The following is a 12268-nucleotide window of genomic DNA, read 5'->3' on the forward strand; positions in this document are numbered from 1 at the left end:
AACACCTCATCACGAGGTGTTTTCTTTTTGGAAAGGAGAAACCATGAAACTCAAGAATCTGTTTCATCGAAAAGTCAGAGACCAGACCGCAGGAGCTGGTTACCGCTTCTTCCTGGGAACTTCCACTTCCGGAAAGCGAGTCAACGAACGCTCCTCCATGCAGATGACGGCAGTCTATTCGTGTGTGCGAATTCTCTCTGAAGCCATCGCTTCTTTGCCACTTCAAGTCTATGAGCAATCTGACAACAGCTCCCAGAAAGCCAGAGACCATCCTCTGTACTTTCTGCTGCACGATGAGCCTAATCCGGAGATGACCTCGTTCATCTTCCGGGAAACTTTGATGACCCATCTGCTGCTTTGGGGAAACGCCTATGCGCAGATCATCCGAAATGGCAAAGGTGAAGTCGTGGCACTATATCCGCTGATGCCAGATCGCATGAAGGTCGACAGGGACGACAGCGGACAACTCTACTATGAATATCAGGTCTCGAAAGCCGATCCGGCAGTCAACAAATCCGGAATGGTCAGGCTGCATCCGCATGATGTTCTTCATATCCCTGGTCTAGGCTTTGATGGCCTTGTCGGTTATTCACCGATTGCGATGGCCAAGAACGCCATCGGAATGGCGATAGCCTGTGAAGAATATGGAGCGAAATTCTTCGCTCATGGCGCCGCACCTTCCGGAGTCCTCGAACACCCTGGAACGTTGAAAGATCCATCCCGTGTTCGTGAAAGCTGGCAGGCTACCTTCGGTGGCTCATCAAACTCTGGTAAGGTAGCTGTGTTGGAAGAAGGTATGAAGTACACCCCAATCTCCGTACCACCCGAGCAAGCCCAGTTTCTGGAAACACGTAAGTTTCAGATCAACGAGATCGCCAGAATCTTCCGGGTGCCTCCTCACATGGTTGGAGATTTGGAGAAATCTTCCTTTTCCAACATCGAGCAGCAGTCCTTGGAGTTTGTGAAATACACGCTTGATCCCTGGGTTTCCCGTTGGGAACAGGCAATGACCAAGGTGCTCTTCAGTGAGGATGAAAAGCAGAACTTCTCCATCAAGTTCAATGTGGATGGCTTACTTCGTGGCGACTATCAGAGCCGTATGAATGGGTATGCCATTGCCAGACAAAACGGCTGGATGTCCGCCAACGACATCAGGCGTCTGGAAGAACTCGATCCGCTGCCTGCTGAGGCTGGTGGCGATCTGTATTTAGTGAACGGAAACATGCTCCCACTGGAAAAAGCTGGGGGCTTTTATTCTGGAAAGGAGAGAAGTGAATGAAATTCTGGAAATGGGTCCGAAATGAAGCCGATCCTGAACTGGAACCGGAAATCCAGGAAGCAAGAACCCTTTTTCTCAACGGGACCATCGCGGAAGAAACCTGGTTTGATGACGAGGTTTCTCCTAAGCAGTTCAAAGATGAGCTGATGGAAGACGATGGTGACATTGCAATCTGGATCAATTCTCCCGGTGGAGATTGCTTTGCCGCAGCACAGATTTACAACATGTTGTCGGAATATCCTGGCAAGGTCACCATCAAGATTGATGGCATTGCCGCATCCGCTGCTTCTGTGATTGCGATGGCTGGCGATGAAGTCCAGGTTTCTCCGGTGTCGATGCTGATGATTCACAACCCAGCCACCATGGCCATGGGAGATGTGTATGAGATGAAAAAGGCTGCGGCAATGTTAGCCGAGGTCAAAGAATCCATCATCAACGCCTATGAGAGAAAAACCGGACTGGCAAGAACGAAGATTTCAAAGCTGATGGACGATGAAACGTGGATGGATGCCGGCAAAGCTATAGAGCTGGGGTTTGCCGACAGTCTCATGAATCGAAAAGACGAACAGACAGATACTGGCATGGAGATTTCGAACTCCATGCTTTTTTCGTCGCGAAAAGTCATGAACAGCTTTGTCAACAAGCTCAAAAAGGAACGGAAGGATCAGGTCTCTTCTGCTTCGCTTCTCGAACGACTGGACCTGATGAAAACATGGAGGGATGACAATGAATAAACTGATGTCGCTGATTGAAAAGCGAAACGCAGCCTGGAACGCTGCCAAATCCTTTGTGGAAACCAAGCAGGATTCTGATGGACTGCTTTCCAAAGAAGATGCCAAAACCTACGCTTCTCTGGAAGCCAAGGTCAAAGACTACAGCGCAGAGATTGAACGAGTGCAGGCGATGGAGGCTCTGGAAAATGAGCTCAACCGTCCCCTGAGTGCTCCGCTGACCACTAAGCCGGAAACCTACTCTGCCAAACCGATGAACATTCGTGAGAGCAAAGACTATAAAGACGCTCTGCTGTCCGCTTTCCGTTCCAACTTCAAGAACGTCTCCAATATTCTGCAGGAAGGGACTGCAGCCGATGGCGGATACCTGGTTCCGGTAGAGTATGACAACCGCCTGATTGATGTTCTGACTGAAGAGAACATCATGCGAAAACTGGCCACCACCATTACCACGGCAGGTGAGCACCGAATCAATGTGGCTGGTTCTAAGCCTGCCGCTTCCTGGATTGATGAAGGAGACGCACTGACCTTTGGAGATGCAAAATTCTCTCAGATCCTTCTGGATGCACACAAGCTGCATGTAGCAGTCAAAGTCACCGAAGAACTGCTCAACGACAATGCCTTCAACCTTGAGGGATACATCATTGACGCCTTTGGCAAAGCACTGGCCAATGCGGAAGAGGATGCCTTCCTGAACGGTTCCACCACCGGAAGACCTACCGGCATTTTTGCGGAAACCGGTGGCGGTACTGCCGCGCTCACCACAACTACTCTCAAAGCAGACGACGTGATCGACCTGGTCTATGCGCTGAAACGTCCGTATCGAAAGAACGCCGCGTTCATTCTCAATGACAAGCTGATCGCCAAGATCCGTAAGCTGAAGTATGCCGATGGCAAAGAATACATCTGGCAGCCAACTTTTGTAGATGGCGAACCGGACCGGATCCTGGGCTATCCGGTCTACACTTCCGCCTTTGCTCCGGAAGACAAGATCGCCTTTGGTGACTTCTCCTACTACAACATCGGAGACCGTGGGAGCCGCTCTTTCTCTGAACTGCGTGAGCTGTTTGCGGGAAATGGCATGGTAGGTTTTGTAGCCAAAGAGCGTGTTGATGGAAAACTGGTACTGCCGGAAGCCGTTCAGATTCTGACTATCGGATCCGGTTCCTGATAGAAGGTGACAGAGAATGATTACTCTTGAACAGGTCAAAGAATGGCTAAAAGTGGACCAGGACGATTTCGACGAGCTGACTGGGGAATTGCTTCAGTCAGCTTCTTCTATTTGTTCGGATGTACTCCGTCTGAAATCAGTCGACGATCTCGAACCGACACCGCTCAACAAGATCGCCATTCTGTTTACGATGTCCTATCTGTTTGAACACCGCGAAGATGCAGATCTCAACCAGTTGAAAACCAACCTTCGCGCATTACTTGAACCAGACCGAAAGGCGGTGTTCTGATGCGAATCGCTGATCTCAATCGAACCGTCACAATCCAGAAGCTGAATTCATCGGCCAATTTTTATGGGGATGCTCCTGAAATCGAAACCTCCTTTTCTACCTGGGCGCATGTGATGGATAAGGGAATCAGTGAGACTGATGGAAATGGTCATGTTCACGAAGCTCGAGAACTGCTGATCACACTCCGCTCTTACCGCAAAACAAGAGCTATCCGACCGGACATGTATCAGTTGTTCTATATGGAAGAACTCTATGACATCACCCATGTAGAGCTTGATTCTGACTCTGATCGTTTCGTCATACTTCATGCCAGGAGGAAAAGTCACAAAAGTGGAACTCCCGCGGCAATTCCTTAGAGCTTGGGAAATATACAGAACATGTTTTTCTGAGAGAGCATGTTTGTGTGTATTTGAAGCACTCACAGAATCTCTGCTCTCCCCAAATAGTGGTGGAGTTATCAGACCATTGCGGATAGTTCCACTCTATGAGGGATAGTCTCTGCTCTTACAGTGCTGAAAAAATGTCTGCTCTCCCCAAATAGTGGTGGAGTTTCCAGACTATCGCGGATAGTTCCACTCTATGAGGAATAGTCTCTGCTCTTACAGTGCTGAAAAAATCTCTGCTCTCCCCAATAGTGGTGGAGTTTCCAGACTATTGCGGATAGTTCCACCATAAGAGATATTTAGAATTTATACAGGTTTATTGAAATATTCGGAAGGAGAAAAGATCATGCAAGCAACAGATCTGCAAGCCCTTCTTAAAGACTGTCCGTATCCCATCACCTGGCACCATTTCCAAAGCGAACAGCAGTTACCCTTCGCGGTGTGGAAAGAAGACGAATCGGAAAATATCACATCCGATCTTTCCATGTTTCGCCTGCGAGATACATTCACCATCGATTTCTACTACGAAAGCTGGAGCCAGAAAAAGGCATTTGAAGAATATCTCACCTCACTGCCTCTTCTCTGGCAAAGAAACACATCTGATCTTTGGATTTCTTTGGAGCAGATGTACCTGTCCAGCTATTCCATCGAGGTAACTGTATGAGTGCAACCATAGATACACTTCGTGACTCCATCACTCTGGTGCTGGAAGACTGTGTTCGTCAGGCTAACAAAGCCAATGACGAAACCCTCGATCAGATCTCCAAAGAAGCACTGAATGTCGTTAAAGATAATGCTCCTGCCAGAGAAAACGGTGGGATCTACAAGAAGGGTTTGAAAAGAAAGAAAACCAAAGACGAAAGGGATGAACTCCAGTACACGCTCTATGCCAGCGGAATGGAGTCATCCCTTTCTCATTTATTGGAAAATGGCCACTTAACCAGAAACGGAGAAACCATCGTTCCAGGAAAGCCCCATTTTGCCAAAGGACAGGAATATGCTGCCAAAGAAATCGAGGCAGCCTTCATCAAAAACTACAGAAAGGAGTCTGAGTAATGGAAGAAAGAATCGCACTGGGTTCCGGAAAGATTTATCTCATTGAGCGGCCATCCACCCTGGAAACCGATCTTGAAAATCTCGACACTATGATCACGAAATACTGTGTGGCAGCTAATGAGTTTGGTGCTGTCAAGAACGGAGCCACGCTGACTTATACACCTACCAACTACACCGCCAGTGATGATCTGGGACGTTTCACCAAGACGATCGTCCAGGAAGAAGTCGTCACTTTAGGCTGCGGCCTGATCACCATTGGAGCCAACATGCTTAAAGTGCTGGTGGACACCGCCAGAACCGAAGAGACTACGGCTAATAAGAAGGTCATCAAGATTGGCGGTACAGCCAATGCGAAGAACGCCTCTTATCTCGTGATCTTCGAACACCTGGATGCTAAAGATGGAAACATCTATGTCATCATCGTCGGCCAGAATACCGCTGAGCTGCAGTTTTCTTTCCAGCCAGGGGCTGAAACGATCCTGAATCCGACCTTCACTGCGGAAGGTCTGGATGAAGACGGCACCAAGCTGATCATCGTGATGGATAAACCGGGAGGTGCTACTGAATGAAGTCCTTCAAATTTAAAAACGTCAAGAAAGTCACCTGGCCTGTTGAAATGCCAGATGGTACGCAGCTGACCATCCGTCAGCCCACTAAAGCGGATGCGGATGTGCTGCAGACGGTTCTCAATACAACCGATATCAGTGAAATCTATGCCGGAGTCACCTACATTCTCAATTGCAATAAAGAAGGCATCGTGATCGAACAGAATGAACTGGAGGCACTCTTTGACTACCAGGATCTGACAGCCTTCCTGCAGGGCTATACCGACTTCATTCAGGAAAGCTCCAACGCAAAAAACTAGAGCTGCCCTTCTATCCTGTCCAGGGCGAAGGGCAGCCCTATGACATTGAAACATTCTATGAACATATGGTCATGGAATACACCGGACTGAATTTCCATGAAATCGATCAACTGCTCTATGAAGAGTTTCTGCTTTATCGCAGGGACGCATACATCTATCAGATGCAGCAAACCGAGGATGGCAGAAAGTATTTGAGAAATTGCCTCCTGTATGAAAAGACAGAGCCGGATCGAGATTCCCTCTGGAAGCTGAAGGAGAAAGGAGTGAGATAATGGCTGGCAACATCAAAGGGATCACCCTTGAGATCAATGGTTCGACCACCAAACTGGTGGATGCCCTTAAAGCGCCCATCAAGCAATCCAAAGAGCTGCAGAGCTCTTTGAAAAACGTGAATGCGGCTTTGAAGCTCGATCCCAAAAATGTGGATCTGCTCAACCAGAAGCAGCAGCTGTTGTCCAAATCGATCGGCTCAACAAAGGAAGAGCTGGCTCTTTTAAAGGAAGCACAAAAACAATATGTCGCATCCGGTAAAGATCTGACAGGAACGGAATACACCGAGCTGGAGCGAAAAATCGCAGTCACTCAGCGAACGCTTGAGAATCTGGAAAACCAGCAGAATAACTTTAATGGCCGTGTTCAGGCCATGGGAATGAAACTGTCAGAGTTTGGCGAAAAGACAGAGAAAGTCGGAACCGCCATGCTTCCAGTCACGGCTGGTGTATCCGCTTTAGCAGCTGGTTCTGTTGCAGCATTTAATGAGATTGATGAAGGCTATGACATCATCATCACCAAGACCGGTGCGACGGGTGAAGCCGCTGAGTCTTTGCAGAAAAGCATGGATACTGTATTTGGCTCCCTTCCCACCACCGCTGCAGATGCCGGAACTGCGATTGGAGAGGTCAACACCCGCTTTGGCCTGACCGGAGACTCTTTGGAGCAGCTCTCCTCGCAATTCATCCAGTTTGCGCAGATCAACGAAACAGACCTCAACGGAGCTATTGGTTCCGTTAATAAGAACTTGCAGGTCTTCGGATTGGGTGCGGAAGACGCTCAGGGTTATCTTGGCCTTTTGACCACACAGGCCCAGGCAACCGGCATCTCCGTCGATGATCTGATGAATTCTGTGCAGAAAAATGGCCCCGTCTTCAAGGAGATGGGGCTTTCCATAGATGAATCGGTGAATTTACTCGCGCAGTTCGAAAAGAATGGCGTCAATGCCGATTCTGCTTTAGCTGGATTGAAAAAAGCGCAGCAAAACGCCACAGCTGAGGGAAAAACACTCTCCCAGTCTTTGGGCGAGACCATGCAGGCGATCAAAGGAGCAAGCAGCGAGACCGAGGCACTTCAAATCGCAACGGAGCTTTTTGGAAAGAAAGGCGCTCTCGAAATGACCCAGGCTATCCGTGAAGGCCGGTTCAGTGTGGATGATCTTTCCAGCGGTCTGGACGATTTCAAAGGCACTGTCACAGATACTTTTGAAGGAACCCAGGATGCGCCGGATAAGCTGACCACTGCTATGAACAACCTGAAAATCGCAGGTAAAGAGATCGGTGAAACTCTGCTTACTGCATTGGCCCCAATGTTTGAAAAGCTGGTCAACGCTGCCAAAAGACTGGCAGAATGGTTCTCCAACCTTTCGGACGGCCAGAAGCAGATGATTCTTGTTGCAGGCGGTGTTGCCGCTGCGATTGGTCCTGTTTTAATCGCAATCGGAAAGATGAGCGCTGGCCTGTCAGCTCTCATAAAGTATTTCGGTTCTGCCGAAACCATGGGCGGAAAACTCATCGCAGCCATTGGTGGAATCAGCGCTCCGGTAGTTGCAGTGGCTGCAGCAGTAGCCGCATTAGTCGCAGCGTTTGTTCACCTTTGGAATACCAATGAAGAATTCAGAAACAATATTATGGAGATCTGGAACTCTATCGTTGAAGCATTCCAGAACTTCTTTCAGGGGATCGTTGATCGACTGAATGCTTTAGGCTTTCAATTCGAGGACATCACGGAGGTTTTGAAAACCCTCTGGGACGGTTTCTGTTCGTTCTTAGCTCCTGTGTTTAAGGGAGCGTTTCAGTTCATTGCTACGACTTTGGAAACTGTCCTCAATGTTTTGACCGGACTATTCGACGTTTTCTCCGGACTCTTTACAGGAAACTGGGATCTGGTTTGGCAAGGTGTGAAAGAAATCTTCGAGGGTGTCTGGAATGGAATCAAGGACTGGTTCGATAACATCCTCAATACGATGAAGGATATTCTTGATGTCGTCTGCGGTTGGTTTGGGACTACCTGGGAAGAAACCTGGAATGGCATCAAATCCTTCTTTGAAGGCATCTGGGATGGAATCTCCGGTTTCTTTTCCGGAGCGGTTGAAGGCATCAAAACAGCCGCTTCCAATGCCTGGAATTGGATTAGCGAGAAAACACAGTCCGTTTGGAATGGCATCAAGGACCACATCATCAACCCCATTTCCGACGCATGGAATAAGGTAAGTGAGGTCTTTGGAAACATCTACAACTGGATCAAAGATAAGATTGAAGGAGCCAGGGACATCGTTTCTGGTGCGATTGATGCCATCAAGGGATTCTTCAATTTCGAGTTCCACTGGCCCCATATTCCGCTCCCGCATTTCAGTATTTCTGGTTCGATCAATCCACTTGACTGGTTTGATGGTGGTCTTCCTTCCATTGGTATTGAGTGGTACGCTAAAGCCATGCCAAGCGGCATGATCCTTGATGGACCCAGTGTATTTGGAATGAGAGGAAACACACTTCTGGCTGGTGGTGAAGCAGGAAAAGAAGTCATCGTTGGTGCGAACTCCCTTATGGGGATGATCCATTCTGCTGTACAAAGCAGCATGATGACCCGATCTTTTGAACAGCCACAAGTTATGGAGATTGACTATTCTAGAATCGGTCAGGAGATGAAAAACGCTGTTCTAGAATTGAGCCTGGAAGCCAATCTTTCCATGGACGGTAGAACTCTTGCTAAACAGTTGGTGAAGCCGATTGATCAGGAATTTGCCAGATTGACGAGAGAAAAATTCAGATAACCTCAGCCTAACCCGCTGGGCTTTTTTTATGAAAGGAGGCAGCCATGAAACTTGGAGTCACATTCGACAATCTTTACCACACCTTCAAAGACTGGAAATTGCACTTCGCTGCTCTCCAGATCAACGAACCGGAGGTACAAACCTATCAGCTGTCCATTCCAGGTCGTGATGGTGTTCTCGATCTGACGGATGCGCTTTATGGAAAGACAACTTACCTCAACCGTACAATCACCATGAACTTCTGGACGGAATTTGACCAGAATGGCCATCTGCAATCCGAGCTGATGAACGCTCTGCACGGAAAGCGGATGGCTTTTATCTTGGACAATGACCCGGAATATTGCTGGACAGGCCGTATCTCTGTCCATGTTCAGAAGAATTGTCCCGCCATTACCGAAGTGATGATAACCGCGGATTGCGAACCCTATAAACAACCAGTCACCAAACTGGGAGCCCCGCTGGAAAGGAGTCTTTGATGTTTACCGTTTATTCAAATTCTATTTGCCTCATGGACCCTTCCATATCGCTGCTGCTGATTGATCCTGTATTAGACCTTGCCATGAATGAAGCTGGGTCTTTTTCTTTCTCCATTCCTTCTTCGCACCCGGCTTATGAAGCGATAGAACATGGCATGCGGATTATCGTTTCCAAAGATGACGAGCCAATATTCTATGGACGCGTCAATCGCATCGAGACGGACTTCTACAAAACAAAGTCTGTAGAAGTCCAGGGTGAGCTGTCTTATCTGGCTGACACGATTCAGCGTCCAGCTGAATATCACGAAATGTCTGTTCGCGGTTTTATCCAAACCCTGCTAAACCATCACAACGAACAGTCAGATGAAACCTTCGAGCTGGGCATGGTGAATATCACCGATCCGAATGACTCGCTCTATCGCCATACGAACTATGAAGACACGCTGTTTTGCTTGATGGATAAAGTCATCAATCGCCTGGGTGGGATTCTCCAGATTCGGCATGAGAACGATCACCGCTATCTGGACATCTTGAGCAGCTACCCCCGTGTTTGTGGACAGCAGATCCATTTCAGGGAAAACCTGATGGATTACGTCTGTAACAGCGAATCGACGGAACTGGCAACAGTTGTCATTCCTCTAGGTGCAACTTTAGAAGACCGTCAGATTGAAGCCCTGGAAGAGAGAGTTTCCATTGCCGCCGTCAATAACCAGAAAGACTACCTGGAAGCACCAACAGCTATTGCCAAGTACGGACGAATCTGCAAAGTCGTCACATTCGAAGATATCCACACGCCTTCGCTACTGAAAACCAAAGGTCAGGAATGGCTGGAGCACAACCAGTACGAAGATCTGCAATTGGAGGTCAGCGCGGTCGATCTCTCGATGCTGGATGTGAATGTCGATGACTTCCGACTGCTTGATCGCATCCGGGTGCAGTCCGACTATCATGAGATGAATGAAGTCTTCCCGCTGACCAGCATGACGATTCATCTGCTGCAGCCAGATCAGAATCTGTATCACCTTGGTGGAAAACCGGTCTCCTTTACCAGCAGCTCCAGAGCCTCCCAGGTTTCCATCACCCAGAAAGTACAGGCGCTTAGAACACCAAACTCTCTGCTGGAAGAGGCGAAAGAACAGGCGACACAGCTTCTGACCACATTCGGCAAATACGGACATGTCGTTCAAGTCCAGGATGAGCAAGGACAGATTCAGGAAATCTGCATCATCGATACGGAAGATCTGGAAACCGCTCAGAACGTCTGGCGATGGAACATGGGTGGTCTTGGCTTCTCGTCCAACGGCTATGCCGGGCCTTATCAGACAGCCATGACCATGGATGGAACCATTGCCGGTAACATGGTCGCTGCAAATTCCATTGCAGCAGAAAAGCTCGACATCTCCTATCGAACGAGTGTCGAGCAGAATATCTCGGACAGTCTGGCTGCAGCCAAAGCAGATACATCCGAGAAGCTCAAAGCTTACTGGACACAGGTGGAGACAGAATCACGGATCACCAACGCCATGGACTCCATCAGTCTTTCCGTTTATCAGCAGGCTAAGGACTATACAGATGGTCAGTTTCGAGAGCAGCTTGCTCAGTACTATTCCAAAAGCGAGATTGACCTGAAGACGGATTCAATTCAGCTGCAGGTTTATCAAGAGTACGCATTGCCAAACAACCTGCTTCCGTATACAGCGGATTGGGGCAGCACATACACCTGGAAACGGCATGCCAATTGTGCGGTCTCAACCAACTATGTAAGTGGAGCAAAGACGATGCAATTCGACGATTCCATCTCTGGAGATGTGGAGATCCTGACATCTCAGGGAATCAGCATTTCATTCAATCAGAATCACTACTACACCTTCAGCGCCTACATACGAGGAGCACAACCCTCACCGGTAACCATTGAAATCCGTACTGGAAGAAAACTGCTGGAAGCTGTGAAAACAACCAACAGCAGCAGCACCATGACTCTTGAAGCAGATCAGACAACCGGTGTGATTGCCGCCACCATTAAACCGCCTTCCTATGATTACCGGATCTCGATCACTTTCCGCGTGGGGAGCAGCGCATCGCCCTCAACGTTCGGGATCACGCTCAAGAAGACTGGAGCACCTGGCACATCTAATTTCGTAACGTTCTCCCGTTTCAAACTGGAAGAAGGACAGAAAGCGACGGACTATCAGAAAAAGATGTCGGAATTGACCACCATGCAGGCATCAATTCTGATGAACTACGATTCCATCGTTTCGACCGTTTCCACCAAGGTTGGAACCAGCCAGATCGCTTCCTATATTCAACAGAATGCTGAAGCAGTTCGCATCGCCTGGAGCAATATTTCCAATTACATCGAATTCAGCGGCGGGACGATCAATATCTTCTCCGCCTCTTCAAAGACAGCTGCCAATCGGCTCATGCAGCTTGGTCAAAGCGGAATGACTTTCTGGCGTGACAGCTATAACCTGGGACGAATCGGTGTCAATTCTTTCACGGGCTATTCTTCAGCTCGAGGACTCGTATTCGATCTTGATCCTGATGGCGCTTATATGGCCTGGGCGGCTAAAGTCAGCAGCTCTGGAAATTATATTGTCCAGATGCTCTATGCAAATAAGAGCTTTGGTGATTATGTTCGTGATCATCTCTACTTCAGCTGTGAAGTAGACTTTTTCGACAATGCCGACTTTCATTACCACCACCTGAAAAACTGCAATCTGCAGCAGCCGGATATTGTCAACAGCAGCGGGTATTCCGGTTTTGGCAGCTGGTCATCTCCCACCAGCATCAAACTGCCAATTTCCATCAATTCAGATGGAACCGTTCAGGAGTGGTACAACTGCAAAATCTCAGGAGGTGTGATCTATTGAGTGAATATATATTCCCGGCATGCAGCCAGGCGGATGAAGTCCAGCCAATGGACCATTCAGTTCAACAGCGGACGCAATCTGTCGTGACACAAGAGGAACTGAAAG

At 48.5% G+C, this 12268-nt stretch carries 12 protein-coding genes; all 12 read left to right on the forward strand.

Going from position 1 to position 12268, the window contains the following annotated elements; genetic code table 11:
* Positions 1 to 43 precede the first annotated feature (43 nt).
* The 12 genes from Afil_RS01040 to Afil_RS01095 all read left to right on the forward strand — a co-directional run bounded on the left by Afil_RS01040 (position 44) and on the right by Afil_RS01095 (position 12163).
* Entirely contained in the window at positions 44 to 1279 is a 1236-nt protein-coding gene (locus Afil_RS01040) for a phage portal protein (protein WP_230266674.1), read from the forward strand.
* Positions 1276 to 2013 (forward strand): head maturation protease, ClpP-related, encoded by a 738-nt coding sequence (locus Afil_RS01045; protein WP_230266675.1) that lies wholly within the window; start codon positions 1276 to 1278, stop codon positions 2011 to 2013. Before Afil_RS01040 ends, Afil_RS01045 begins: the two co-directional genes overlap by 4 nt.
* Positions 2006 to 3181: a phage major capsid protein gene (locus tag Afil_RS01050; RefSeq protein WP_230266676.1), complete on the forward strand. Its 1176-nt coding sequence runs from the start codon at positions 2006 to 2008 to the stop codon at positions 3179 to 3181. The genes Afil_RS01045 and Afil_RS01050 overlap by 8 nt, the downstream gene beginning before the upstream one ends.
* Before the next feature lie 16 nt (positions 3182 to 3197).
* Positions 3198 to 3470, forward strand: a complete 273-nt coding sequence (locus tag Afil_RS01055; RefSeq protein ID WP_230266677.1) for a head-tail connector protein — start codon at positions 3198 to 3200, stop codon at positions 3468 to 3470.
* A complete protein-coding gene (locus Afil_RS01060; protein ID WP_230266678.1) occupies positions 3470 to 3826 on the forward strand; it encodes a phage head completion protein in 357 nt (118 codons plus the stop codon). The genes Afil_RS01055 and Afil_RS01060 overlap by 1 nt, the downstream gene beginning before the upstream one ends.
* Positions 3827 to 4199: 373 nt before the next feature.
* Positions 4200 to 4517 (forward strand): hypothetical protein, encoded by a 318-nt coding sequence (locus Afil_RS01065; RefSeq protein WP_230266679.1) that lies wholly within the window; start codon positions 4200 to 4202, stop codon positions 4515 to 4517.
* Entirely contained in the window at positions 4514 to 4909 is a 396-nt protein-coding gene (locus tag Afil_RS01070; protein ID WP_230266680.1) for a hypothetical protein, read from the forward strand. The genes Afil_RS01065 and Afil_RS01070 overlap by 4 nt, the downstream gene beginning before the upstream one ends.
* Complete coding sequence (locus tag Afil_RS01075; RefSeq protein WP_230266681.1) at positions 4909 to 5478, forward strand: hypothetical protein; 570 nt, start codon at positions 4909 to 4911, stop codon at positions 5476 to 5478. The genes Afil_RS01070 and Afil_RS01075 overlap by 1 nt, the downstream gene beginning before the upstream one ends.
* Positions 5475 to 5774 (forward strand): hypothetical protein, encoded by a 300-nt coding sequence (locus Afil_RS01080; protein WP_230228741.1) that lies wholly within the window; start codon positions 5475 to 5477, stop codon positions 5772 to 5774. Before Afil_RS01075 ends, Afil_RS01080 begins: the two co-directional genes overlap by 4 nt.
* A gap of 271 nt (positions 5775 to 6045) precedes the next feature.
* Entirely contained in the window at positions 6046 to 8817 is a 2772-nt protein-coding gene (locus Afil_RS01085) for a phage tail tape measure protein (RefSeq protein ID WP_230266682.1), read from the forward strand.
* 44 nt (positions 8818 to 8861) lie between these two features.
* The gene (locus Afil_RS01090; protein WP_230266683.1) at positions 8862 to 9293 is read left to right on the forward strand and encodes a hypothetical protein; all 432 of its coding nucleotides are present in this window, start codon (positions 8862 to 8864) and stop codon (positions 9291 to 9293) included.
* Positions 9294 to 9325: 32 nt separating this feature from the next.
* Complete coding sequence (locus tag Afil_RS01095) at positions 9326 to 12163, forward strand: phage tail protein (protein ID WP_230266684.1); 2838 nt, start codon at positions 9326 to 9328, stop codon at positions 12161 to 12163.
* Positions 12164 to 12268: the final 105 nt, after the last annotated feature.

The organism is Allobaculum fili, from assembly GCF_020969955.1.
Taxonomy (GTDB): Bacteria; Bacillota_I; Bacilli_A; order Erysipelotrichales; family Erysipelotrichaceae; genus Allobaculum; species Allobaculum fili.

Excerpts from the sequence above, each read along its gene's own strand:
- Afil_RS01080 (WP_230228741.1), top strand. The coding sequence starts at position 5,475 with ATGAAGTCCTTCAAATTTAAAAACGTCAAGAAAGTCACCTGGCCTGTT.
- Afil_RS01060 (WP_230266678.1), top strand. The coding sequence starts at position 3,470 with ATGCGAATCGCTGATCTCAATCGAACCGTCACAATCCAGAAGCTGAAT.
- Afil_RS01055 (WP_230266677.1), top strand. The coding sequence starts at position 3,198 with ATGATTACTCTTGAACAGGTCAAAGAATGGCTAAAAGTGGACCAGGAC.
- Afil_RS01095 (WP_230266684.1), top strand. The coding sequence starts at position 9,326 with ATGGACCCTTCCATATCGCTGCTGCTGATTGATCCTGTATTAGACCTT.
- Afil_RS01050 (WP_230266676.1), top strand. The coding sequence starts at position 2,006 with ATGAATAAACTGATGTCGCTGATTGAAAAGCGAAACGCAGCCTGGAAC.
- Afil_RS01045 (WP_230266675.1), top strand. The coding sequence starts at position 1,276 with ATGAAATTCTGGAAATGGGTCCGAAATGAAGCCGATCCTGAACTGGAA.
- Afil_RS01065 (WP_230266679.1), top strand. The coding sequence starts at position 4,200 with ATGCAAGCAACAGATCTGCAAGCCCTTCTTAAAGACTGTCCGTATCCC.
- Afil_RS01085 (WP_230266682.1), top strand. The coding sequence starts at position 6,046 with ATGGCTGGCAACATCAAAGGGATCACCCTTGAGATCAATGGTTCGACC.
- Afil_RS01075 (WP_230266681.1), top strand. The coding sequence starts at position 4,909 with ATGGAAGAAAGAATCGCACTGGGTTCCGGAAAGATTTATCTCATTGAG.
- Afil_RS01040 (WP_230266674.1), top strand. The coding sequence starts at position 44 with ATGAAACTCAAGAATCTGTTTCATCGAAAAGTCAGAGACCAGACCGCA.
- Afil_RS01070 (WP_230266680.1), top strand. The coding sequence starts at position 4,514 with ATGAGTGCAACCATAGATACACTTCGTGACTCCATCACTCTGGTGCTG.
- Afil_RS01090 (WP_230266683.1), top strand. The coding sequence starts at position 8,862 with ATGAAACTTGGAGTCACATTCGACAATCTTTACCACACCTTCAAAGAC.